Source organism: Specibacter sp. AOP5-B1-6, from assembly GCF_052376555.1.
Classification (GTDB): Bacteria; Actinomycetota; Actinomycetes; order Actinomycetales; family Micrococcaceae; genus Specibacter.
Genome location: NZ_JBQSVT010000002.1, coordinates 37,512 through 62,085, shown reverse-complemented (window position 1 = coordinate 62,085; position 24,574 = coordinate 37,512). Strand labels below are relative to the sequence as shown.

Annotated in this window: 24 protein-coding genes; 16 read left to right on the top strand and 8 right to left on the bottom strand. The window is 62.4% G+C overall.

The features are described 5' to 3' along the window. Positions 1-304: 304 nt before the first annotated feature. Entirely contained in the window at positions 305-1,036 is a 732-nt protein-coding gene (locus tag ACT3TS_RS01360; RefSeq protein WP_444529701.1) for a GNAT family N-acetyltransferase, read from the top strand. Here the strand turns inward: ACT3TS_RS01360 and ACT3TS_RS01355 are convergent. From ACT3TS_RS01355 to ACT3TS_RS01335, 5 genes are all read right to left on the bottom strand, one after another. Then, entirely contained in the window at positions 975-2,480 is a 1,506-nt protein-coding gene (locus ACT3TS_RS01355) for a DHA2 family efflux MFS transporter permease subunit (protein WP_444529700.1), read from the bottom strand. The two genes, ACT3TS_RS01360 and ACT3TS_RS01355, sit on opposite strands and share 62 nt — an antisense overlap. A 35-nt stretch (positions 2,481-2,515) precedes the next feature. Continuing rightward, on the bottom strand, positions 2,516-3,139 hold the full coding sequence (locus tag ACT3TS_RS01350) for a PadR family transcriptional regulator (protein WP_444529699.1): 624 nt from the start codon (positions 3,137-3,139) through the stop codon (positions 2,516-2,518). A gap of 160 nt (positions 3,140-3,299) precedes the next feature. Then, positions 3,300-4,397 carry a CAF17-like 4Fe-4S cluster assembly/insertion protein YgfZ gene (ygfZ, locus tag ACT3TS_RS01345; RefSeq protein ID WP_444529698.1) on the bottom strand — a complete coding sequence of 366 codons (1,098 nt, stop codon included), beginning with the start codon at positions 4,395-4,397 and terminating at the stop codon, positions 3,300-3,302. A gap of 111 nt (positions 4,398-4,508) precedes the next feature. Continuing rightward, positions 4,509-5,111 carry an FABP family protein gene (locus tag ACT3TS_RS01340; protein WP_444529697.1) on the bottom strand — a complete coding sequence of 201 codons (603 nt, stop codon included), beginning with the start codon at positions 5,109-5,111 and terminating at the stop codon, positions 4,509-4,511. 178 nt (positions 5,112-5,289) lie between these two features. Further along, positions 5,290-6,024, bottom strand: coding sequence for a permease (locus ACT3TS_RS01335; protein WP_444529696.1), 735 nt, complete (start codon positions 6,022-6,024; stop codon positions 5,290-5,292). Between the two features lie 144 nt (positions 6,025-6,168). On the opposite strand from ACT3TS_RS01335, the gene ACT3TS_RS01330 reads away from it, so the two are divergent. The 15 genes from ACT3TS_RS01330 (at position 6,169) to asd (ending at position 20,965) form a co-directional block, all read left to right on the top strand. Next, positions 6,169-6,867 (top strand): winged helix-turn-helix transcriptional regulator, encoded by a 699-nt coding sequence (locus tag ACT3TS_RS01330; protein ID WP_444529695.1) that lies wholly within the window; start codon positions 6,169-6,171, stop codon positions 6,865-6,867. 391 nt (positions 6,868-7,258) lie between these two features. Next, positions 7,259-8,245 carry a mycothiol synthase gene (gene mshD / locus ACT3TS_RS01325; RefSeq protein WP_444529694.1) on the top strand — a complete coding sequence of 329 codons (987 nt, stop codon included), beginning with the start codon at positions 7,259-7,261 and terminating at the stop codon, positions 8,243-8,245. 81 nt (positions 8,246-8,326) lie between these two features. Beyond that, positions 8,327-10,570 carry an RNA degradosome polyphosphate kinase gene (locus ACT3TS_RS01320; protein ID WP_444529693.1) on the top strand — a complete coding sequence of 748 codons (2,244 nt, stop codon included), beginning with the start codon at positions 8,327-8,329 and terminating at the stop codon, positions 10,568-10,570. Beyond that, positions 10,570-11,535, top strand: coding sequence for an NUDIX hydrolase (locus tag ACT3TS_RS01315; protein WP_444529692.1), 966 nt, complete (start codon positions 10,570-10,572; stop codon positions 11,533-11,535). Before ACT3TS_RS01320 ends, ACT3TS_RS01315 begins: the two co-directional genes overlap by 1 nt. Before the next feature lie 156 nt (positions 11,536-11,691). Beyond that, a complete protein-coding gene (locus ACT3TS_RS01310; RefSeq protein ID WP_444529691.1) occupies positions 11,692-12,708 on the top strand; it encodes an isopenicillin N synthase family dioxygenase in 1,017 nt (338 codons plus the stop codon). 315 nt (positions 12,709-13,023) lie between these two features. Then, the gene (locus ACT3TS_RS01305; RefSeq protein WP_444529690.1) at positions 13,024-14,688 is read left to right on the top strand and encodes a hypothetical protein; all 1,665 of its coding nucleotides are present in this window, start codon (positions 13,024-13,026) and stop codon (positions 14,686-14,688) included. A gap of 6 nt (positions 14,689-14,694) precedes the next feature. Then, complete coding sequence (locus tag ACT3TS_RS01300) at positions 14,695-15,162, top strand: GntR family transcriptional regulator (RefSeq protein ID WP_444529689.1); 468 nt, start codon at positions 14,695-14,697, stop codon at positions 15,160-15,162. Between the two features lie 43 nt (positions 15,163-15,205). Beyond that, on the top strand, positions 15,206-15,997 hold the full coding sequence (locus ACT3TS_RS01295) for a thymidylate synthase (protein ID WP_444529817.1): 792 nt from the start codon (positions 15,206-15,208) through the stop codon (positions 15,995-15,997). Further along, positions 15,994-16,569, top strand: coding sequence for a dihydrofolate reductase (locus tag ACT3TS_RS01290; RefSeq protein WP_444529688.1), 576 nt, complete (start codon positions 15,994-15,996; stop codon positions 16,567-16,569). Before ACT3TS_RS01295 ends, ACT3TS_RS01290 begins: the two co-directional genes overlap by 4 nt. Positions 16,570-16,671: 102 nt before the next feature. Further along, positions 16,672-17,727 carry a WXG100 family type VII secretion target gene (locus ACT3TS_RS01285; RefSeq protein WP_444529687.1) on the top strand — a complete coding sequence of 352 codons (1,056 nt, stop codon included), beginning with the start codon at positions 16,672-16,674 and terminating at the stop codon, positions 17,725-17,727. Between the two features lie 46 nt (positions 17,728-17,773). Further along, on the top strand, positions 17,774-18,403 hold the full coding sequence (locus ACT3TS_RS01280) for a hypothetical protein (protein ID WP_444529686.1): 630 nt from the start codon (positions 17,774-17,776) through the stop codon (positions 18,401-18,403). A gap of 5 nt (positions 18,404-18,408) precedes the next feature. Next, positions 18,409-18,786, top strand: coding sequence for a hypothetical protein (locus ACT3TS_RS01275; RefSeq protein WP_444529685.1), 378 nt, complete (start codon positions 18,409-18,411; stop codon positions 18,784-18,786). Between the two features lie 59 nt (positions 18,787-18,845). Next, positions 18,846-19,250: a hypothetical protein gene (locus tag ACT3TS_RS01270; protein WP_444529684.1), complete on the top strand. Its 405-nt coding sequence runs from the start codon at positions 18,846-18,848 to the stop codon at positions 19,248-19,250. 205 nt (positions 19,251-19,455) lie between these two features. Continuing rightward, positions 19,456-19,680: a hypothetical protein gene (locus tag ACT3TS_RS01265; protein WP_444529683.1), complete on the top strand. Its 225-nt coding sequence runs from the start codon at positions 19,456-19,458 to the stop codon at positions 19,678-19,680. 151 nt (positions 19,681-19,831) lie between these two features. Then, on the top strand, positions 19,832-20,965 hold the full coding sequence (gene asd, locus ACT3TS_RS01260) for an aspartate-semialdehyde dehydrogenase (RefSeq protein WP_444529682.1): 1,134 nt from the start codon (positions 19,832-19,834) through the stop codon (positions 20,963-20,965). Between the two features lie 50 nt (positions 20,966-21,015). On the opposite strand, the gene ACT3TS_RS01255 is transcribed toward asd, so the two are convergent. The 3 genes from ACT3TS_RS01255 to ACT3TS_RS01245 form a co-directional block, all read right to left on the bottom strand. Further along, positions 21,016-22,152 (bottom strand): winged helix DNA-binding domain-containing protein, encoded by a 1,137-nt coding sequence (locus ACT3TS_RS01255; protein WP_444529681.1) that lies wholly within the window; start codon positions 22,150-22,152, stop codon positions 21,016-21,018. Positions 22,153-22,168: 16 nt separating this feature from the next. Further along, complete coding sequence (locus ACT3TS_RS01250) at positions 22,169-23,293, bottom strand: fatty acid desaturase family protein (protein WP_444529680.1); 1,125 nt, start codon at positions 23,291-23,293, stop codon at positions 22,169-22,171. Positions 23,294-23,471: 178 nt separating this feature from the next. Continuing rightward, positions 23,472-24,569, bottom strand: a complete 1,098-nt coding sequence (locus tag ACT3TS_RS01245) for a UDP-N-acetylmuramate dehydrogenase (protein ID WP_444529679.1) — start codon at positions 24,567-24,569, stop codon at positions 23,472-23,474. Positions 24,570-24,574 lie beyond the last annotated feature (5 nt).

The window sequence follows — 24,574 nt, the reverse complement described above, 5'->3', positions numbered from 1 at the left end:
TCGGGCAAACGAGGAAAAACGCATGACACTCCCCCAGAGAGATAATGGTTGGCGCGAAGTGCGCGAACTTATCGTAGGGAGAAGCGTGCTCTTGAAACACGAGTGGGGAACACTCTAATTTCCAGCAGCAACCACTCTATTTCTTGACAAAACCACTCTATTTGTGATTCGAGCCACGAAACGAGTGTCGCCCGGCAACTGAGGTGGCCAGTTGCGGAGCCGCCCGCCGGCTCGAACAAGAAATGCTTCGACGACGGAAAAGCCCCGGAGCACTCAAGTGCTGCGGGGCGCTAACGTTGAAGCCATGACTTTCGATATTTCCTCCGCGCCCATCGTTTTCCTCGCCTGGGAACGTGGCTTGGGGCTACCTGCGGATTCGCTCCTGACCGGGGCGGGGCATGGCCGGATCTGCCACCCGGTCCCGGCACAGACGCTGACCTTCGTCCGGTTGTGGGACCAGTCGATCCTCACGGGGCCGAAACACCTGCTGGCCGCCGCGGATGCCTATGACGACGACGAACTCAGCGATCATTCCACCATGCTGCGCCTGACAAGGCACGACGGCGGACGCGGACTGGGCACGCAGGCCCTGTACTACGCCGATGACCTGGCCCTGCACCAGCCCCAGGACACCGTCCATGTCGCCACGGGCCCGGAGCAGGCCGCCGCCCTGGAATCCCTGTGTCCCCCGGATGACGCAAACGATGTGGCCCTGGCCTCAAGGGAGCACAAATTCACTGTCATGGAGTCTGGAGCCCCCGACGCCGGCCCAGTCGCCTGCAGCGCCTACGGCGAGTATCAGGGGCTCCTGGCTCAGCTGGGAACACTGGTGGCACCGGATTTCCGACGCAAGGGCGTGGGCAGCCTTGCCACAAGCATTGCCGCCCACGAGGCCCTTGCCGCCGGGCTCATTGTGCAGTGGCAGGCCGACATCAACAATGCCGGCGCCCACGCACTGGCCACGTCAATGGGTCTCAACGTGGCCGGGTTGCAGACTCAGGTTTCCCTTCAGGCTCACCAAACTCCGCATAAATAGCCGAGACCTCGCGGGGCTTGGCAAAGAAAATCGCCACGGCAGCGCCCAGCAGCACGGCTGCCGCCGGCAGCAGGGTTGACTGGGACATCGCCGTCTGGAAGCCGGCGTGCAGCGCTTCCGGCAGCGGCCCCGAAGCTCCAGCGGCGCCGCCGGCAGCACCCGCCGGCATTTCAACGGCCAGCCTGGCTGAAATCAAGGCAGCAATCGCCGCGCTGCCCAGAACCGAACCGATCTGGCGTGTCGTGTTGTACACCCCGGCCCCGGCGCCAGCCTCGCGCGGCCCAAGGTTGCGGGTCGCCGTCGTCGAAAGCGGAGCCCAAATGCCGGAGCTGGCAATGCCCAGCAGTCCGCTTGGCAGCAGGAACAGCCAAATGGGTGTGTCCGGGCTCATCAGCAGCGCCGTCCAACCCAGCGAGACTGACATGAGAATGAAGCCGGTGCAGGCCACGTAACGCGGGTTCACGATGTCGACCAGCTTGCCGACAAACGGGGCAAGGACACCGGAGAACAACGCCATGGGGACCATCATGAGCGCGGATTGGGTGGGCGTCATGCCGCGCACCAACTGATAGTAAAAGAACAGCGGCAGGCTCATGGCCGTGACGCTGAAACCCATGGTGGTGATGGCGATGTTGGCGAGGGAGAAGTTGCGCACCTTGAACAAGTGCAGCGGCACCAGCGGTTCCCCTTTATTGACCGCCTGCCACCACACGAAGCCAATAAGCAGGACGATACCGGCAATGATCATTCCCCAGACGGACAGCGGGCCCTTGATGGTTCCCCAGTCGTAGGTGGCGCCTTCCTGAATGCCAAAGACCAACAGGAACAAGCCCACGGAGCTGAGGGCAACGCCCGGCAGGTCAAACTTGTGGTCGTGCGTTTTGAGTGTGGGCACCAGCCGCCATGCCAGCACAAAGGCGACCACGCCAACCGGGACGTTGACGAAGAAGATCCATTCCCAGCCCAGGCCATCCACCAAAACACCGCCGAGGATCGGGCCAACCAGCATGGCAACGCCGGCAGTGGCACCCCACAGGCCCATGGCCGGGCCACGCTTGTCGGGGGCAAAGATCCGTGTGATGACGGCCATCGTTTGCGGAGTCATCATGGCAGCGCCCAGGCCCTGGACCACGCGGGCGAGGATGAGCGTGCCGATGTCGCCCGAGAGCCCACACCACAGCGAAGCCAGGGTGAAGACTGTCAGGCCTATGAGGTAGAGGTTCTTCGGACCATACTTGTCACCCAAACGGCCGGTGACAAGCAGGGGCACTGCATACGCCAAGAGGTAGGCGCTGGTCACCCAGATCACCGAGTTGATGTCGGTGTTGAGCCCGTCCATGATCTTGGGATTGGCCACCGAAACGATGGTTGAATCGACGAGGATCATGAAGAAGCCCAGGACTAGTGCCCATAACGCGGGCCACGGTTTTGCCACGGTTTCCATGGGTGTTCCTTAGTGTTGAGAACTGCGATTCATTGCTAGTTTGATGATGCGTTTTCCTGGGCCCCTGGGGAGTCGGGGTCGTGTGGGGCGTCTCGCGTCCAAGGCAGCGTCCCGTCGCCAATGTCGGCGCACAGCTTTCGCACCCACTGAAGTTCGGCCTGCAGTTGGTGTTGCTGGTAGCCCACGTCGACCCAATACTGTTGTGGCACTCCGCGTGCACGGGTCGCTGCACTTTCTGTTTCCAGCGCAGCCAATTCCCCTTCAATCGACTCGGTGCGTTCCGCCAGGAGCTCCATGACATTCCCTGCCGGCAGGTTGTGGGCTTCGGAGAGCGCCTGCGGGAAGCGCGGGTATTCCTTGACCGGCTGGGACAGAAGCGTGCGCAGTCCGTCCGTCAGTTTGGCCCGGCCCGCAGGAAGAATTGCGTATGTGGTGCGTTCCGGCCGGTTGCCGTCCCGAGCGGTGCCAACCGCTTCAACAAGTTCAGCCACGGCCAGCCGGCCAACCGCGTGATACAGCGTCCCGGGCCTGACCTTGAGCACGCGTTCCTCATGACGTTGCACCAGCAGCTGGTACATCTCGTAGGGGTGCATTGCCCGCTCGGCCAGAAGGCCCAGAGCCGCCATGGCCAGTGGCGAGAGCTGTTTCACTGCCGCCATTGACCGTCCTTACGTACCTGTGCCGCGATCATGGGGCCGCGGCTTTTCCTCGGCCCTGATCTGTTCCACAAGAAGTATTCCACGTGGAACACTGGCGCCCAATTTTACCACCGCGGCCAGCCATCAACCAGTACAGCGAGCCGCGGTCTGCTGCGTCCCGTCACCTGGGCGCGCGGAGGAACCCCGTCTGCCTGCCCACCACTTGGCCGGCGTCGGTGGCAACAATGGTTTCCTGACTGGCAGGGTACTTTTCGCCGTCGTCGTCAACCGTCAGCACGGCTTCCGGGTCGACCGAGCGCTTGACGAGCGCCAACGCGATGGGGCCCATTTCAAAGTGCTGGGCAGCAGAGGTGACAGTTCCAACCACACGGTCATCCAAGATCACGCTGCTGCCGGCTGCCGGGAGCGTATGGAGGGAACCATCGAGCTGAAGGAACACCAACCGGCGCGGGGGGCGCCCCAGATTGTGGACGCGGGCGACAGTTTCCTGCCCCTTGTAGCAACCCTTGGACAGGTGCACCGCAGTGCGCATCAGGTCAAGTTCGTGCGGAATCGTCTTCTCATCTGTCTCAGCACCGCGGCGCGGGCGCCATGCCGCCACACGCAGGGCTTCAGCCGCCCATATCCCTGCCAGCGGGCGCTCACCCACAACCGCCACCAGCTCTGCGGCAGGAATCAAGTGCTCGCGCCATGGGCGTTCAAGTCCGGGGTGCTTGTCCTCCGGTATTGCCGCATAGCTGTAGCCGCCGGCACCAATGTGAGGCCAAGGGTCGACCCACGCCAGGAACTTGTCCCATTCCGGAACCTCCGCCACGGAACCAACAACAGCCCATTCCGCCGAGACATCGGCAATTTCCACCCGCAACGTGAACTTCATGGAATTTAGCCACTGCGCCAACGGTGCGGCTTCTTCTGTTTCCACTATCAGCCAGGTGGATTCCCCGTCATCGACAACCCGTGCGTCAAATTCAATGCGACCCTGGACGGTGAGCAGCAACAGCTCGGTGCCTACATTGGGTGCCAGTTGGGTCAGCTCCTGGGATGAGAGCGTGTTAAGCCAGCTCAGCCTGTCGGGCCCCGTCACGGTGACCACGCCGCGGTGGGAAAGATCCACGACGGCGGTTCCCGGCTTCCCCAGGTAGCCCGCCAACAGGCGCTGTTCACGGTTCGGATCCCCGTAGTGGGAGGCAACGCCAGCGTCAAGGCCGCCGGCTTGCACGGCGCCGGCTCGGTTCAGCAAAGGACTCAAATAGCTCATACGGGTTGCAACGCCTTCTCTTGGTGGCCTATTCCGCCCGGACCGCAGGCCGCGCCGGGTTCGACGTCGAACGGGCACATCAGCTGTACCGGAAAGCGCCGGACGGGACGGTTAGGAAGCCGTCTTGTGCAAAGCGGCAGAGGCGTGGGCGTCGAGGGCCTTGCCTTGGGCGGCAACGTCCCAGCGCCAGTACAAGTCACCGTTGACCAGACCGAAGATGCGGGTTGCCGCGGTGTAGTCCTTGGCCCCGGCGCCTCGCATGACAGCGTCGGTTGAAAGCTGGATCTGCGGGCCCTTGATGGTGCCGTAGTACAGTTCGGAGATGCCGCCGGGGTGAACAATGTTGGCCATGATGTCAAAGCCGCCGTCCGCATTGCGCAGGGCTTCGACGTCGTCGGCCGTCCTCAGCGCTGGGACCATGTCCGCGGGGATCAGGCCCGGGCCGCCGTCGGCATCGTTCAGGGTGCGGTCAAGCTGCCAAAAGCCCGTTTCAACGGACAACGGCCGCAAAACAGTGCCCTGTTCATCCGTCAGCCACGACTCGGCCGTGTACTGCAGATAGGGCAGCCCGTTCGAGGCGAAGGTGACCGTTTGGGTGAAGTACTCGGAATCGGATTCGCCGGCGCCAAGGCGGCCGGCACCCGTCCAGGTTCCAAGCAGCCATGACAGCGGCACAAGCTCCGGGGTCAGATCAGTGGGAATCTCAATGGCCATGGCAGGTTACTGCTGACCCTTGAAGAGACGCCACACCACCAGTCCGGCAAACCAGGCCATGGCCACGCCGGCCAACGCCAATAGGCAAATGAAGAAGATTTCCAAGGCAAGTACGCTCATAATGCCATCCTACAATGTTCTTCGCACGGTTCTTGACTGAGGCCGGCCGGGCAGGACTTCAGTGCAGGACCATTTTTTCCACGAAGTAGACCAAGGAACCCAGCGACAGGATGGGTGCCAGGGCTGCAGCGGCCATGCCAACGACTGATGTCGACGCGCCGGCGAGAGTCCGAAGCCGGCGGAACCCCGCAATGACCGCTCCCACCAAGACTCCCAAAATCGCGGCCGGCACAATGCGGACATCTGAAAAAAGCAGGGCGGCAAGGGGCCCGGCCAAGGCGGCCAGGACTATCGACAGCGGCGCCAGAACCCGGTCAGGCCAGGAAAGCATGCCAACCAGCAGCGCCACAGCAGCGCTGATGGCCACAATGAGCGTCATGCCCGGCTCGCCCAGAAACCGATACGAGGCCACCCAGCCACAGGTAAACCCCGCGACGGCCACGCCGGCACCGGCGCCGAGGATGGACTCAAGCCGGTGCTTTTGCCCGGTCCCACGAAATATCTGCACGGCCATGACGGCGCCAAATCCCACGGCGATGAAGAGGGGTGCCCACGCCAGGAAATCCGCTCCCGAGGTTTGTCCGGCAGTGAGGGCTGCCCCGGCGCCGGTCAAGGCAATGACGGTGCCCAGGGTCTTCTTGGCCGGAATGCCCAGGTAGTGCGGCCACCCATAGCCAAAGATTGCGGACAGGGCAATGCCCACGCCAACGGTGTAACCCAGGCCCAGAAAATGCCCGGAGACCAGGAGTGCTAGCGCGATGATTCCAATAAGTCCGGCGATTAATGACTTCACACATCAATCCTGCCCTATTCTGCCGATACACTGTGGAACAACCCTGTGGGCCGAGCGTTTTGTTTCCGGGCATCCTGCCAACTCCGGCCCAGCAGTTGGTTCGCCGCCCAAAGATGCGCGCTTACAGCACTTTGTTAGGAAGTCATGTCGCAGATTTTAATGCTGACCAACAACCACGGCAGTTCCGTGGAAATACTTCCTGCGCTGGAACTTTTGAGCCACAGTGTCCACATCCTCCCCGCAGTTCCCACGGCACTGCTCGATGCCAAGCCCGTCGACCTCATCATGGTGGATGCCCGCAAGGACCTGGCCGGATCCCGCTCCCTGACCCAGCTGCTCCGTGCCACCGGAATCAGTGTTCCGTTGCTGCTCGTTTTGACCGAGGGCGGCATGGCCGCGGTGACGGCTTCCTGGGCGGCGGATGACGTCGTCGTGGATTCCGCCGGCCCCGCGGAGGTGGAAGCCCGGATCCGCCTGGCATTGACCCGGGCGGCCAGCGCCGAGGAAGACACGCACCAGGAGATTCAGGCTGCCGGCATTGTCATCGACGAGGACAGCTACACGGCAAGGGTCCACGGCGCAGTGCTGAACCTGACCTACAAGGAATTTGAGCTTCTAAAGTATCTGGCCCAGCATCCGGGCCGCGTCTTTACGCGGGCGCAACTGCTCAACGAGGTGTGGGGCTACGACTACTACGGCGGCACCCGGACAGTGGATGTTCATATTCGCCGTCTGCGGGCCAAATTGGGCGCTGAGAATGAAAACTTGATCAGCACAGTGCGCAACGTCGGCTACCGGCTCACGATTTCCAAGCTGCCCGAAGACGCATTCTCCGACGCCTGACCCGCTAACCCCTAACCCGTAACCCGGGTCGCAACGAGAAGGAAGGCCCGTTTCCATGATGGAAACGGGCCTTCCTTGTTGGTGGAGGACATACGGGTCGAACGTATCGAGGACACCCCACTGGTGCATCCCCCCAGTGAAATTACAGGAATCAAACGACTCCGCCAATTTCCAGCACTCCGGTCTCCCAGGCTGCTGCTCACATACTCTATGCCACAAGTCCGGCAGCACGCAACCCGGCCCGGATTTCCCAATTCCCGACTGGATCAGGGGCGGCAAGCATGGCAACAAGCGGCAAGTCGGCACGGCACCGTGCAACTTCGGGCGGCTGCGACACGTTCGCGGCCGCAGAGTCTCGCCTTACCTTGGGCAGGCCCACTAGGCTGTGGTTATGAGCCCCGCAAAGACTGACAGCTGGCCCGTGACGGTTATCCCCGGCGCCCCCGGACCTGAGCTTCTCCAAGAGATCCAGACCGTCATTGATGCGGCCGAGGACGCAGACGGCAATCCGCCCTTCTCCGAGCAAACGCTGGTGGAGCTAAAATCCACCGGGGCAGGCCCGCACAGCGTTCTGACCCTGCTGACGTACGCCCCGGAGGACGCCTCCCCCACCGTCGGCGAAGATCTGGCCGGCGTGGCAGTTGTCGTGCTCGACGGCAGTGAAGGTGTTTTGGAAATCGTGGTGCACCCGGCCTACCGCAACGACGGCGTGGGCGCGATCCTGGCCGACAAGCTCGTTGAAGCCCGCGGGCTGCAGGGCATCAAGGCCTGGTCCCATGGCGATCATGAGGCTGCGGCGGACCTTGCCGCCAGCTATGGCTACCGGGCCATCCGCGAACTGTGGCGCATGCGCCTTGTCCGGCAGTCGCCGTCGTCCGGTGACGTGCCGGAGCAGACAACGAATGACTATCCAACGCCCGACGGCGTGACGCTGCGAACATTTGTCCCCCACCAGGACGAGGAGGCGTGGCTGGCGGCCAACGCCGCAGCCTTCGTCCACCACCCCGAACAGGGTTCAATGACGCTGGCCGACCTGCAGGCCCGCATGGCCGAGCCGTGGTTTGATCCGGCAGGATTCTTCCTCGCCGTCAACGATGCCGGCGAAATCCTGGGCTTCCACTGGACCAAGACCCACCCTGCCCGCGCGGGGCAGGCCGCCATGGGTGAGGTTTATGTTGTTGGCGTGACTCCGGCTGCGCAGGGGCTTGGCCTGGGCAAAATCCTCACACGGCAGGGCATGGATCACCTTCAAAATGCCGGCCTGCGTGCCGTTATGCTTTACGTTGATGCGGACAATGAGGCGGCGGTTTCGTTGTACCGCAAGCTCGGTTTCACCAAATGGGATTCAGATGTCATGTACGGACCGATGTCGGCATAGCCCGCACACTGATTTTGCAGGCGGCTGCAGTTGCGGCTTGTAAGGTTGTTTCAAGGCAATACCGACCATGAGGATTTTTTGATGAAGCGCGAATACAAGCGAACAGTGAATACTGCGGCCGCCAATGGCCGGGAACGCTTTGTTGCAGGTGAAGTGCCGGCTTCACGGGCCACCCAGGATCGGATCGAAATTCCCGACTTTGAGCCGACGCTCATTCCCGAGGGCGATATCACCCCCGACAGGTTCCTTGACCGGGAACTGAGCTGGCTGGCATTCAACGCCCGGGTTCTGGAACTCGCCGAAGACCCGGATCTGCACCTGTTGGAGCGTGTGACCTTCCTGTCGATCTTCGCCTCCAACCTGGACGAATTCTTCATGGTGCGTGTGGCCGGGTTGAAGCGCCGCATTGCGGCCGGCCTCGCCGTGCCCTCCCCCGCCGGTCTGAGCCCCGTGGAAGTTTTGGAGCAGATCAGCGACGCCGCCCACGAGCTGCAGGCCCGGCACGCCCATGTTTTTGCCAGCCAGATCCGTCCGGCATTGGCCTACGAACACATCCATCTGGTGCATTGGGACGAGCTGGACGACAAGGCCAAGGTGCAGTTGTCCTCGATGTTCGCCGAGAAGATTTTCCCCATCCTCACGCCGTTGGCAGTGGACCCTGCCCACCCGTTCCCCTACATCTCCGGGTTGTCCCTGAACCTGGCCGTTGTGGTGCGCAATCCGGTCAGCGACAAGGAACTCTTTGCCCGGCTGAAAGTCCCGGACCTGCTGCCCCGGCTGGTCTCCGTTGACGGTCCGCGGGCCGGCACGGTCCCCGGACGCGTGGCCCGATTCATCTCGCTTGAAGAGGTCATTGCCCAACACCTTGACCAGCTGTTCCCCGGCATGGACATTGTCGAACACCACACGTTCCGGGTCACCCGCAACGAGGACCTTGAAGTTGAAGAGGACGACGCCGAGAACCTTCTGCAGGCTCTGGAGAAGGAACTGCTGCGCCGGAAATTTGGCCCGCCGGTCCGGCTCGAGGTCGCCACCGACATCAACCCGAGCGTCCTGGCCCTCCTTGTGCGCGAACTCGACGTTGACGAGGCCGAGGTCTACTCGCTGCCGGCTCCCCTGGACCTGCGCGGTTTGTCAATCATCGGCAGCATCGACCGCCCGGACCTGCGCTACCCCAAGCATGTGGCCCACACCTCCCGCGACCTGAACGCCTCGGAGACCTCCAAGGCGGCCAATGTCTTTGCCGCCATGCGCCGTCGTGACATCCTGCTGCACCATCCCTACGACGCCTTTTCCACTTCCGTGCAGGCATTCCTGGAACAGGCAGCGGCCGACCCCAAGGTCCGGGCCATCAAGCAGACCTTGTACAGGACCTCGGGCGACTCCCCCATCGTGGATGCCTTGGTGGATGCTGCCGAGGCCGGCAAACAGGTATTGGCCCTGGTTGAGATCAAGGCCCGCTTTGACGAGCAGGCCAACATTTCCTGGGCCCGGAAACTGGAGCAGGCCGGCGTGCACGTGGTGTACGGCATCGTGGGGTTGAAAACCCACTGCAAGTTGTCCCTTGTGGTCCGCCAGGAGCAGGACGGGCTGCGCCGCTACTGCCATATCGGCACCGGCAACTACCACCCCCGCACGGCAAGATACTACGAGGACCTGGGGTTGCTGACTGCCGACAACCAGGTGGGCGAGGACCTGTCCAAGCTGTTCAACCAGCTGTCCGGATACGCGCCCAAGTCATCCTTTGACCGTTTGCTGGTGGCCCCGCGCTCCGTCCGTTCGGGCTTGATTGAACGCATTGACGCCGAAATTGCCAACAAGAAGGCCGGGCTGCCGGCGCGGGTGCGCATCAAGGTCAACTCGATGGTCGACGAAGCCATCATCGACTCCCTCTACCGTGCCTCGCAGGCCGGCGTGGAGGTTGGCGTGATTGTGCGCGGCATTTGTTCGCTGCGCCCGGGCGTCCCCGGACTCAGCGAAAACATCACCGTCCGTTCGTTCCTTGGCCGCTTCCTTGAGCACTCACGGGTGTTCACCTTTGCCAACGGCGGCGACCCGGTTGTATACATTGGCTCCGCGGACATGATGCACAGGAACCTTGACCGTCGGGTCGAGGCTCTCGTGCAGCTTTCCAACAAGGAAGACATCGCCGAGGTCAACTCCCTGCTTGACCGCTATCTGGATCCAGGCACTGCCAGCTGGCATCTGGACAACGACGGCGAATGGAAACGCCATCATCTCGACGACGATGGATCCCCCCTGCTCGATGGTCAGTCATGGCTGCTCGCCAGCCGTTCACGTCCGCGATCAACACTGCACCGGTAATGCGCAACACTGAAAATCTCGACGAAACCGTCGACGAAGGCGCTGACGTCTCCATTTATGCTGCCGGCGCGCTGTGCTGGCGGGTGAAGAAAAAGAAGCTTGAGCTCCTTTTGATCCACCGCCAGCGCTACGACGACTGGTCTTGGCCCAAGGGCAAACTCGACAAGGGTGAGACTTTGGCCGAGTGCGCCGTGCGTGAAGTGTACGAAGAGGTGGGCCTGCCCATCACTTTGGGAATTCCACTTCCCGCCATTCAATACCCGGTAAAGCCCGGTCTGAAGGAAGTCCATTACTGGGCTTCGTCCACGGATGACATGCCGCCGGTTCCCGATGGGAAGGAGGTCGACGCCGTTATTTGGTGCAGTCCCAACAAGGCCCGCGGCCTGCTGTCCAACCCTTCAGACCTGGAGCCTCTCGAAGCCTTGGTTGCCGCCCATGAAAACGGGACCCTTGACACTTGGCCGCTGCTGATCGTCCGACATGCGAAGGCCAAGCCCCGTTCGTCATGGACCCGGGCCGAAGGCGAACGCCCGCTGGCCGCGACAGGCAAACGACAGGCCCTGTACCTGCAGCGCCTGTTGATGTCCTGGCATCCCGGCCGGATCCACACCAGCGGCTGGATGCGGTGCATTGCAACAATGTCACCCTACGCCCAGGCCACCAAGGCCAAGGTCAAGGTGGTTCCCTGTCTTACAGAGGCCGACCACAAACGCCATCCGGACAAGGCCGGTGCCGCAATTGAAAAATTGTTGGCGAAGACAAATTCCACGGCAGTGTGCACCCACCGCCCGGTGCTGCCAACTATTTTGGCAACACTAGCCACGCACATGTCCCCCGAGCTGAGAGATTCCCTGCCGCTGCTTGACCCGCATCTGTCTCCCGGCGAAGTGCTGGTTGCCCATGTATCCATCGCCGACCCCGGGCGGATCGTGGCCCTGGAGCAGCACAGGCCGTACGAGGACTGAGCCGCCATGCTGCCCTGTGTGGCGGCGAATCCAGCCCTAAGATTCAAGCCGAACGTAGCATTTCGACACGTTGTTCCCCTTTACCGGAGTCCGGTACGTAACATTGAAGCGATTACAGGTTTTCGCTTGCCAATGTCGCATCAAAGGATATATACGATGTCTTCACTCGAATCACTCCCCGTCCTGGACTTCTCCCGACTGAGCGCAGGTCCGGAGGAGGCCGCCGCCTTCCGGGCAGACCTGCGCAATGCCATGCATGAGGTTGGCTTCCTGTACCTCGCGGGCCACGGTGTGCCGCAGGAACTTACCGATGCCATGCTCGATATTTCCCGGCGCTTTTTTGACCTCCCCGAGGATCTCAAGCTCGCGGTTGAAAATGTTCACAGCCCCCAGTTCCGGGGCTACACCCGCATGGGTGGGGAAATTACCGATGGCGCTACCGACTGGCGCGAGCAGATCGACATCGGCGTGGAGCGTGACACGGTGGAGCCCGGCGACGGTGTCCCCGACTACTGGCGCCTTGAGGGCCCCAACCTGTGGCCTGGCGGATTGCCCGAGATGCGCGAGGTGGTTTCAGAGTGGACCGAGCGGCTAAGCGCCATTTCCCTGGATCTTCTGCGCGCCCTTGCCGTGTCGCTTGGCGCACCCGAGGACACCTTTGACGCGGCGTTTGCCGAACGAGCCTTCCCTGTCTTGAAAATTGTGCGTTACCCCGGCGAATCCAACCCCGATCCCGTACAGGGCGTGGGTTCCCACCGCGACGGCGGCGTGCTGACACTCCTGCTCGTCGAGCCTGAGAAGGGCGGCCTTCAGGTGGAGTACCAGGGCACATGGATCGACGCACCCCAGGTGCCGGGAACCTTTGTGGTGAACATTGGCGAGATGCTCGAGCTGGCCACCAACGGGTATCTCAAGGCGACCCTGCACCGTGTCATCTCCCCGCTGCGCGGCACCGACCGGATCTCCCTGCCGTTCTTCTTCAACCCGGCCCTTGACGCCACCATGCCGCAGCTCGCCGTCAGCGCGGAGTTCCAAGCCAAGGCGCGCGGCGTGTCAGCCGACCCGGGCAACAGCCCCATTTTGGAAACCTACGGGGACAACGCACTCCGTTACCGGCTCCGGGCCCACCCCAATGTGGCGGCAGTCCAGCACCCGGACCTGCTGACGAAGTAATATTTGTGCCAAGTTCGCCAATATGGTGACGTAGCGATTCGAAGCAGCAGCAGACGCGATTGCCCCGATCGAAACAGCAGGTGATGCGGCTTTGCCGGCTGTTTCAGCGCATCTGCTGCTGTTTCAATGCGCAGATAAACTCATTCCAGTTCCGTCGTCTCAGCCATCTCACGGCCATGGCGGCTTGGCACCCTGCAAGTGGTCAGGACTGTGCGCTCGAGCGGCCGCCGGCACGTCAAAAGCGGCGAACTCTTTCCCCTAGGAGCCTTTGTACCGTAGGCTTGATACAAAGAATTCGAGGTTATGGGGAGAGCGATGCTTGGAATCAACTGGATGGAACTGCTCGTCCTTGTGGGGACGATCGGGGTCGGCGCAGCCGTGGTGGTCTATCTGGCCCTGCGAATGTTCGTATGGAGCAAGGCTGAATCCAAGTCCCTTGAGCATATCCGCAAGCACGCCCTGTGGACCGGCATCATCGCGTGGGCGTTCAGCAGCCTGACCGGTGCCAGCCGGGCCGGGCTCTATTCACCCCAGCCATCGGCTGCCCCCTTCGATCCGGCCGTTGTTCACCCGGTTGACCCTTGGTCCACGATTCCCTTCCCTTGGCTCATCGTTCCGGTTGTGGCCGTCATTTTGGTGCATTTGGTCGGCCAGCTTTCCTGGCCGGCACCAAAATCTGCCAAGCGCGTGGCTGTCCTGGAGTTTCGCCAGGTCCGCGATTACGTGCAACCAGCCTTGGGCTGGACAGTTCTCGGCATTTTCCTGCTCGCCGGTGGCGCCCTTACATGGCTCTCGTTTGCCCCTGCCTTTCCAAGCCGCACCTCCGGACAAACGTCCCAAGGACTCTTCCCGCTCCCCCTGGACGGACGAATTCCGGGATGGATGTTGGCCACCGCCCTTGGCGCATCACTAACTATTCTGGCGGCCGGAACCATGTTGGTCATGCGGCTGATTGCCTCGCGCAGGTCCCTCGAGGCGCTGAGTCCGGAGCAAAATACGACCCTGCGGATCATCGGCATGAACCGGTTGCTGCGTGTCTCGGCCACAGTCGCCTCGGGGCTGGCCGCCATAGCCGGCAACTACCTCGCCCAACCGGCTCCGGACTCTCCCGCCACCTCATGGGTGAACTGGCTGGGCATCGTCAACATGGCGGTGCTCATCGCCATGCTGTTTTGGAAGCCGCCCTTCCTCGATTCCGCAACCGACGACCCCGGATACAACACCTTGCATGTCCCGGGCGCTTCCTCAGCGCTTGCTTCGGATGACGGGCCCGCGGCCGCCAAACTCACTAATTCTGCCGGCGCGGCGGTCCTTCCTGCCGCCATAGTCGGTGCCGCCGTGGGCTATGCGATGCATGGCTTGTTTGGACTGACAGGAATTGTGGCTGTGGCAACGCTCTTCGTCCTGTTGGCCCACCTGGCCATGGAATTCCTCCTGCGACGCAACTATGGAACCCCAGGCGCACCCCGCAGCAAGTTGCGCGTTTTCCTGCCCCGGCCGATGTACTTTGCCTTTGCGGTCGCAACAATTGGAATGGTTCTGGCGCTCATGAATGCCCACAGGGTTGCCGCATCCGGCAGTCAGAATTCATGGGATGGCTTGGACGCTCCGGCAGCCATGTATTGGATTCCCGGCATTGCTGCACTGGGCGTTCTGGCCGTTGGCCTAGCCGTCCTGCGGTTTATCCTGACCCGGCCGGGCCTGGGCAATGCCCCTTCAGCCCTGGACAGGACCCTGCGCCGCCGCTCATTGTTTCGGATTGCCCGCACCGTCACTGGCAGCTGGTTCGCCATTCTTGGGATTCTCTTGATCATGGTTCCCGTGGCACCGGCCTCCAACCCGCTCATGCTTCGATTTGAATCGGGCTTTTTCGGCCTCCTGTGCAATGTCATTGCCGTACTTCTTGTCTTCTACCCCATGCGGGCCTTCACCCCTGCCGACTTCACGCCTGCTGGAAACACCACCAGCCTGAGCAAGTAGCGCACCATGGAAGCGCAAATTGTCATTGACTTGGAAACTGCCACTCCGCCGTACGAACAGGTCCAGACACAAGTCTCATCGCTGATTGCCGTCGGCGAGCTGCTACCCGGCACGCGCCTGCCCACGGTCCGCAGCCTTGCCGCGGACCTTGGCGTGGCCGCGGGCACGGTGGCCAGAGCGTACAAGGAGCTCGAAGCCGCAGGACTCGTGACCACCAACCGCAGGCAGGGAACAGTGGTCGCGGCCCGCGAATCCGCCGATTGGCCCCACGCTGCGGGGGCCCACGGCCGCGAGGGCCCCACTGCGAGATTGCGAGCAGTGGGAGCGGCCGGGGACTTGCGAGCAGAGGGAGCGGCCGGGGAGGTGATGGCCGCCGTCGAGCATCTGATCGAAGAAGGGGAACGAGCCGGGCTGGACGGAAAGACGCTCATCTCACTGCTGCAGGGCACCCTGCACCGACGAGGCTCCAAGTAGACTGGTTCGCGTGACTGCTACTATCGAGACCCCGTATGAGGACATGCTGCGCGATGTGCAGGCCAACGGCACCGCGAAATCGGACCGCACCGGCACTGGCACGCGCAGCGTTTTTGGCCGCCAGCTGCGCTTTGACCTGAGCGAGAGTTTCCCGCTGATCACCACCAAGCGGGTGCACTTCAAGTCGGTCGCGATGGAGCTGCTCTGGTTCCTGCGCGGCGATTCGAACGTGCGCTGGCTGCAGGAGAACGGGGTCAAGATTTGGAATGAATGGGCGGACGACGACGGCGAGCTGGGTCCCGTTTATGGCGTCCAGTGGCGCTCGTGGCCCACGCCGGACGGCGAACACATCGACCAAATTGCCCAGGTCATGGAGTCCCTGCGGGAGAACCCCGATTCCCGCCGCCACATTGTCTCGGCCTGGAATGTTGGCGAGTTGAAGAACATGGCACTGCCGCCATGCCACGCCTTCTTCCAGTTCTACGTTGCCCCCACAGAAGACGGCCGCGGCAAGCTCAGCTGCCAGCTGTACCAGCGCTCCGCCGACACGTTTCTTGGTGTCCCGTTCAACATCGCCTCGTACGCACTGCTGACCATGATGGTGGCGCAGCAGCTGGACATGGAACCGGGCGAGTTCATCTGGACCGGCGGCGACGTGCACATTTACGACGACCATGTGGAGCAGGTGGCCGAGCAGCTTACCCGCGAGCCCTACCCTTACCCGCAGCTGCGCTTCACCCGCAAGCCTGACTCCATCTTTGACTACGACTTTGCAGACTTCGAGCTGGTCAACTACCAGCACCACCCCTCGATTAAGGCGCCGATCGCAGTATGAGCGAGTCCCCCACGAACTACCGCTTCAGCCAGCCCATCGTGGGCATGATCTGGGCGCAGACCAAGACCGGCGTGATCGGCGCCAACGGCGGCATGCCGTGGCGCCTGCCCGAGGACATGGCCCACTTCAAGCGCGTCACTACGGGCCACCCCGTGGTGATGGGCCGTCGTACCTGGGAGTCGTTTCCGGAGAAGTTCCGTCCGCTGCCGGGGCGCACCAACATCGTGGTGACCCGGCAAGCCGGGTGGGGTTCAACGCCTGAGGCGGCCGGCGCCGTCGCCCTTGACTCGGTGGAGGAAGCACTTGTTGAGGCACAGCTTTCCCCCGGGGGCAATGAGGTTTGGGTCATTGGCGGCGGGCAGGTCTATGCGCAGGCTGCCGAGCACTGCAATGTGGCCGTCGTAACTGTTATTAACACAGACGTACCAGGTGACACGCAGGCGCCTGCGCTTGGACCGGACTGGTCGTTCCGCGGGGGTTCGCCCGTTGAGGGATGGCACACCGCCAAGAACGGCACCGAGTACAGGATCACCCTGTGGGCCAGGGGCGAGACCGAATTTTCGGCCGAGTAGCACTTGATGGGGAGTCCACCCCATCGCAGCCAATGACTGCCGTGACTATGCTCGTTCTAGACTTGCAACAATTTCCCTGTCCCCTCACCTTCCGGAGCGACCATGTCTGAAATGCTGGGTGCCGACGTTGAAGAACTTCGGGCACTGGCCCGGGACTTCTCCGGCAACTCACAAAAACTTGCCCAGGCGCAGAAGCTCATCGACGGTGCCGTGAACCAGCTTCCGCGCTATTGGCAGGGGCCGGATGCACAGCGGTTTGCCTCGCAATGGCGCGGCCAGCACCGTGGCATCATTTCGCGGACGGGCGCCATGCTCGATGAAACCGCCACCGAACTGAACAAGCACGCCGTCGAGCAGGAGCAGGCCAGCTCCACTTCGAGTTTGGCCGGCGGGGGCGGTCACTCCGGAGGGCGCGGCGATGGCAGTGGTGGAGACAAGCCGTTCTGGGAATACGACCCGGACAAGACTTGGTTTGACAACAATGTCAGGCGCCCCTGGAACATTTACAAATTTGCTCCGGATACCCTGAAGATCGCGCGAAACATTGCTTTCACCGGAGATCTGCTGCTTCATTCCAAGGATTTGAAGAATTTTTGGGGGACCCCGCAAGCCATTGCTGGTTTTATGGACTCCCGCTGGTTCAACATGGGCCCGACCGGCAACTTCCTCAAAAATGGTGTCGAGCTCTTTGAGAGTGGGAAGTTCGCGGAGTCGATCGCCAATGGACCGAAACTTGCAAACGCCATCCACGGCCTCGGAAAAGGCCTTGGCTGGGCAGGCGTTGGAATCGATGCGGTATCTGCCATCAACAAATCGATCCATGGAGAGTTCCTCGGTACTGGGTACACAGATGGGGACGTTGGTGGCAACATCAAGGCAGCCACTAATTCCGGTGCCGCCGACGCCGTCAGGGCAGGGATCGGCGTGGCTGCATTAATACCGGGGCCGCAGCAACCCTTTGCAATCGTGGCCGCCGGAGCCATCGCTATTTACGACAATTGGGACAAAATTGAGGGCGCAGCCCAGTGGCTGGGTGAGAACGGACCCAAGGCCGTCGAGGCTGTGAACGACTTTGCGAACGACGTGGCCGAGAATACGGTGTCTGCGGTCAGCGATGTTGTAAAGAATCCAGAAAAGCTTCTGCCATGGAATTGGTGACGTCACAAGTGAAACGATCCGCTAAAACAATTGAGGGAGACCTGGCATGACCGTAGATGAATCCATGGGCGGATTTGGCATCGCCGAAATCCAGTACATGTTGTCCCGCTTTTCGAACCAGGCGGCGGCTGTTGGTGCCGCAACACTCCAGGCGGAGTATCCGGCTGAGAACAAGGACATGCTGCTGGCTGGCGCCTCGTCCCTCCTTGCCCGGGGACTCTTGGTTGCAGAAGACGGCGAGACAATGTCCCCCAAGGGTTTGGCCGCTGCAGCTCTCTTCGCACTGGGCAACTCCAACCGTTGGGTGTCAATTGCCTTCACTTCTGAGGGGCAAGGAGCCGGCGTCGTGTATTTCCTGAACAAGGAAGTAAACCTCATGATGCAGGGCCGCGGCCTGGGCGGCTGGTTCGCTTCGGCGCAGCAGGCCGATGCAGATGTGACTGCGAGCTGGGTGGAAATGGCCAAAATCTTTGACCAAGACAATGAAAACGCAGCCATCATCTTCACCGCCACGGATGAGAAGAGCAACTTGAGCAATGTTGCCCTGCGGGCCCGCCCAGGCGGATGGGAGGCTGCCGCAGGCACTGGTGCCGACCAGACTGTCCAAATTCCCGGCGTCTTCAGCGATGATGAAGTCCGCACATTGCTCACCGCGAAGTTGCTGGCCCAGGAATAAATTCCATGTCACATTCGTCTCCCGGCAAACCCTCCGGCCCCTACGAGCCGCACCATAACAACCTCATCCGGGACCGCAAAAGGATGCGGAGCCAATACGGGCCTTATTCCTACACCCGCGGCGTGTACGTCAACGGCTCCGAGACCCCGCTCAAGCCTCGCAATATCCGAATTCAGAGCTCCATCCCCATCGTCTTTGCCGTGGTTTTCGCTGGTTTTGGTGTCTATATGGCTGTCAAGGGCCTTGATCTGGCAGGAACCATCGGTTTATTCTGCGGAGCCGTCATGTTCTTGTTCCTCAGCTGGATCGGGTTCCGCACGGCCCGTCTCCGAGAGAAGTGGGAACGCGAAAACCCAGAGCAGGCGAAGAACATCAAATACTGACGCGTAGGAACTTTGCACGTTCAAAACGAATCTTGAACCCCTGAAAGGTTGATGGACCCATGCGACATTACGGGGCACGACTGCTCAGGGACCAGGAGGCAACTGCCTGGCATGAGCAGGCTGTCGCCAGCGGCCAGAAACGATACCTGCGGCGGGCTTTCAACGGCGAACTCGTCAGCTACCTTCCGGAGGAATATGGAGTGGCGCGCAACGGGCTCGGGCCCAAGATCCGCACTGTTTGGGGACACTCAATCCTGGTCGCCGGTGAAATAGCAATACTGTGCCTATTCCTGTGGGCTTTGAGCGTCGGTGCAAGCGGCGGACACACCGACATCCCCGCCGGACTGTGGATTGTTTTTGGGTTCCTTGGCCTGACCATCGTCTACTCCACCTGGAATCTCGTCAAGGAAGCCAAAGCCACACGGCTGCGGCGCCAGCGGGGCCTTCCCACACCGGCAGAATAATGCTCCACTTGCGGTGCTGTACCGCCGCCAGCGGGACAAGGCCCTTGGCATGACGCTGATCAGGCCGAAATAATGTCAGGCCGCGGGGGAAGACGGAAACCTGCACAGCCACCGGCCGGGAGAGTATGGCACCGAGCGGGGCGGGAACCTCCCGCTGGCCTCCGTTCTCGGCCATGTTGCGTGGATAGGTGTGTGGGCGTTTGCCTTGGCCAGCATCATCGGGGCCACCACTGTCGGCCTCATCTTCAACGACGCCGATCTGCGCGATCTGAAGCTGCTGGAAGACAACGGCTGGATCGGCATCCTGATGCTGTTCGTACTGGTTTTGGCGTTCGGACTCTTCTTCGTCATGGGATTAAGGGACCTCATCAAGGAGATCAAGGCATCCAGTGTGCGCAAGCGCAAAGGCCTCCCCCGGCCGATCGACTGACTCGACCGGATCGGCCAGCCCGCACGGGGCGCTGCCCGGCCAGCCCCGCACCCAACGGGACCCGAGCGCAAAAAGCGCGAAACGCCGTCGTACTTGTTCATTGGGTGAAACGAACTTCAGCCGATTTGCCCCTCCCCTCTAAACTGGAAACATGACCAATAACAGTGTTCCTTCCGTCGGCCTGGTTGGCTGGCGCGGCATGGTCGGTTCCGTCCTGGTGCAGCGTATGCAGGACGAAGGCGACTTCGGCGATATCAACCCCGTCTTCTTCTCCACCTCGAACGCCGGCGGCAATGCCCCGGCGATTACCGGCGGCGATGCCGGCAAGCTCGAAGACGCCTTTGACATCGATACACTGGCGAAACTTCCGATTATTGTGACCGCCCAGGGCGGGGACTACACCAGCCGCGTGCACACCGAGCTGCGCAACCGCGACTGGGACGGCCTCTGGATGGATGCCGCCTCCACACTGCGCATGAACGACGACTCGATCATCGTGCTGGACCCCATCAACCGCGACGTCATCGACGCCGGCCTGGCGAACGGCACCAAGGACTTCATCGGCGGCAACTGCACCGTCTCCTGCATGCTCATGGGCCTGGGCGGCTTGTTCAAGAACAATCTTGTCGAGTGGGGCACCGCCATGACCTACCAAGCGGCCTCCGGCGGCGGCGCGCGCCACATGCGCGAGCTCCTGAACCAGTTCGGCACACTGAACTCCGAGGTTTCGTCCGAACTGGGCAACCCGGCGTCGGCCATCCTGGAAATTGACCGCAAGGTCCTGGCGCACCAGCGCGAGGGCATCGACTCCGCGCAGTTCGGCGTGCCGCTGGCCGGTTCGCTGATCCCCTGGATCGACGCCGATTTGGGCAACGGCCAGTCGAAGGAAGAGTGGAAGGCCGGGGTGGAGACGAACAAGATCCTGGGCACCTCCGCGTCCAACCAGGTCATCATGGACGGCTTGTGCGTGCGCATCGGCGCGATGCGTTCGCACTCACAGGCGCTGACCCTGAAGCTGCGCGAGGACCTGTCCGTGGCCGAGATCGAATCGCTGCTGGCCAACGATAACGAGTGGGCCAAGGTGGTGCCCAACACGAAGGAAGCCTCCATGGCCGACCTCACCCCCGTGGCCGCCTCCGGCACCCTGGAAGTCCCCGTGGGCCGCATCCGCAAGATGGAAATGGGCCCCGAATACATCAGCGCGTTCACGGTGGGCGACCAGCTCCTCTGGGGCGCCGCCGAGCCGCTGCGCCGCATGCTGAAGATCGCCACCGGCACGCTGTAACTCCGGCACAAGGGACGGGCCCGGCCAGCAACGGCCGGGCCCGTCCCTTGTCATTTCCCGAGGAACTTCGCGTACTTCTTCGCCGCCCTGCCCAACGCCTTGTCCTGGTTCGGGCTCAGTTCAGTGAACAATTCCGGCAGCACGACGCCGGACAGTTGCCTTTGCTTCTCGACCGCATCTTGCGCTTTCCGCCAGGTCCCGGCCACCCTGCCGCCGGCCACGACGGTCGCCTTGAACATCCCATTGTTTCCCGGCACCGTCAGTGGGGCATGCTCCGGGGCCAGTGCCGCCGTGCGGTCCGTGTAGCCCAGCAGGTACTCGTCAAAGCCGGGCAGCAGCAGGACCGAGCGGGCGCCGGGTATCGCACCCTTGTCTGAGGCGCCCAGCAGCTCCGCCGTTTCCGGGGCCAAATAGTATTCCGTGCCATTGCACTCGAACGTTTCCAGCTGGTTCGATATTTGGGTGAGCCCTGTCTTGATGTCGTTGAGCGTCAGCTTGGACCACCATTGGAAGTCCTTGATGGTTGCCGGTCCGTGGCTGCGGAAGTAGCGCAGGGCCAGCTCTGCCAAGGCTTGGTCCCGTTCCAGCACGCGCGGGTTCTTGATCCATTCCTTGGAGCTGACGTAGTACTGCCCGTTGCCTTTTCCCGTATTGATGGGTCCCTGGACGAGGGTTCCCTCAAGGCAGAGCAGAAACAGGAAATGGTAGCCGCGCTGGTCCCTGGTCTGCTGTCCGGCCTGCTCAAAGACAGCCATCAGTGCCTCACGGGTTACACGGCCGCCCGATTGTTCCAACAGCGCAAGGGCCAGTCCGCGCACCTGCTCGAGGTCCGACGTCGTAATTTCCAATTGGCGATGGCGGGTGGCCAGGGAGGAGATCATGCGTTCGGCGGTGATGGAGAGTATCCAGCCAAGGTCCTCGGAAGCGGTGACGTGCAAAGTTCCGCGCATGGGCGACGAGCGGACAAGTTCACCGCGGTTGAATGCAGCTTCCACGTCTGCGCGGGTGCTCCCCGGTGAACGCAGGCCGATCGACCACAATGCGCCGGGGAAGTCCTGGCCCTGCAACGCAGTCAGGGAACGCACAACGTCCACCGGTCCCGGGCGGGGACTGGTGGACGTTGGCAGGATCAGTTGGGCGGCGAGGCGGAGCCGGGCGAGCGCAACGGGGGTGACTCTAAGTCTCATGCACCCAATCTAGCGGTTACCGGGCGGAGCGGAGCTGAGCGGTGATGGGGCACTCGAACGGATCGCGCTGGCCCAGGCCAACCTTGTTCAGGTAACGCATGACGATCATGTACGACTGGCCCAGCGTGGTTTCGGTGTACGTGATGTTGCGCTCGGCGCAGTACTCGCGGACCATGGGCTGGACAGCCTTGAGGTTCTTGGAGGACATGGTGGGGAACAGGTGGTGTTCGATCTGGTAGTTCAAGCCACCCATGCCGACGTCGACCCACCAGCCACCGGAAATGTTGCGGCTCATGAGGGTCTGGCGGCGCATGAAGTCGATCTTGACGTCCTTGGGGACCAGCGGCATGCCCTTGTGGTTCGGGGCGAAGGCGCAGCCCATGTAAAGGCCAAGGCCCATGATCTGCACGGCGACGAACGCCAGGCCGATGCCCCAGCCAAGGAACCAGACGGTGAAGGCAGGCAGCACCACGAGACGAACCACCAGCAATGCGATCTCTGCCTTGCGTTCCGGCACAATCTGCTTGCGGTCCAACACGCGCTTCACTGCTGCAATGTGCAGGTCAAGCGCTGCAAGGGTCAGCAGCGGGAAGAAGAACGCGCCCTGACGGCGGGCAAACCACTTGGCAAATCCGGTGCGCTTGGCAGCATTCTCCGGGTCAAAGACGAGGGCGCCGGGATCAATGTCACCGTCCACGCCAATCTTGTTCGGGTTCAGGTGGTGCTTGCCGTGCTTGTTCATCCACCAGCCGTAGCTCAGGCCAACGAACAGGTTGCCGGAGATGCGGGCCAGCCACGCGTTTTTCTTCGCGGAGGCAAACACCTGGCGGTGTGCGGCGTCGTGGGAGATGAAGGCGGTCTGCGTGCACATGAAGGCGAACAGCACGGCGGTAACCATCTGCCACCAGCTCTGCCCGAGCGTCAGGAACAGTGCCAGTACGGCCAGGTAGCCAATGCTTTGGCGGACGATGCGCAACACGTACCATTTGACGTCGCGTTCCATGTATCCGGCGGCGCGAACCTGCTCGCACAGCGCGATGAAGTCGGTGACGTGGCGGTCCCGGGCCGGGCGTTTGCGGGCGGGCTTGGCGGCCGGCTCGCCGTCCAATAGTTCGGTGGAATCAAGCGTTGTCGATGACATTGTGCTCCTCAATGGTGCCTCACGGATGCCCAAATCATCACGTAAACGAAAAAGTCTGAATCTACCTTCTAGGTTACGTAAGCGGGGGTGCCGCGCACATCACACCCGGGAGCCGTCTTGACCCCGTACCCGGGTATGGGGCACGTGGGTGTACGGGGCCGCTTGGACGCCGGGGTGATTAGAGGGAGCAGCCCGCCAGCACCGGTTCCGGCACCAGGGCAATGCCGAATTCCCGGACGACGCCGTCACGCACCTCCCGCGCAACCGCCAGGATGTCCTCGGCGCCGGCACCGCCACGGTTCGTGATGGCGAGGGTGTGCTTGGTGGACAGGGAAGCGCGCGGCAGGGTCCCGGCGTCGTACTTCCCACCGGGGGAAACACCGCCAAGTTCCCCGGCCAGGCCGAAGCCCTTGGAAAAGCCTGCGTGCTCGATGAGCCAGGCGGCGCTGAGCTTGACGACGTCACCGGCCGGCCAGCGGGGTGCGTCGGCCGGCAGCGTGTTGGCGACCTCGGCCGTGACGAGGGGGTTGGTGAAGAAGGAGCCGGTGGAGAAGGTGTCGCGGTCGGCCGGGTCCAGGACCATGCCCTTGGCTGCGCGCAGGGCCAGGACCGTGCGGCGTACCTCAAGTGAGTTGGCGCGCTTGCCGATCTCAACGTCGAGGCGGCGGGCCAGCTCCGAGTATTTGATGGGGGCGCTCATCCGGCCCAGCAGGAGCTGGAATTCAACGGTGAGGACCACGTAGCGCGGCGAGCCGTTGACGGTGGTGGCTTTCAGCAGCGAGTCGCGGTAGCCGAACTTGAGCTCGGAATTGGTGAATGTGTGGACGGCGTTCTTTTCCCGGTCCCAGGTGCGCACGGCGGCGATGGTTTGGGCGACCTCGCAGCCATAGGCTCCGACGTTTTGCACGGGTGTGGCGCCCGTGCTGCCGGGAATTCCGGACAGCGCCTCAACCCCGCTCCATGCGTGCAGGACGCTTTGGTGCACAAAGTCGTCCCAGTCGTGGCCGGCCTGGACCACCACGGAGGCGCCGCCGCAGGAGTCCTGGGAGTTGGCTACGTAGCCCTGGCTGGCGATCTTCAGCACCGTGCCGGCAAATCCCTCATCCGAGACCACCAGGTTCGAGCCGCCGCCGAGCACCAGCAGCGGCTCACCGGCGTCGTCGGCTTCCTGAACCGCGGCAATGATTTCAGCCTCGGTGCCGGCCACCACATAGTTCCGGGCGGGGCCGCCCACTTCGAGGGTGGTCAGGGAACTTAGAAACTTTTGCTCTTTCACGTTTC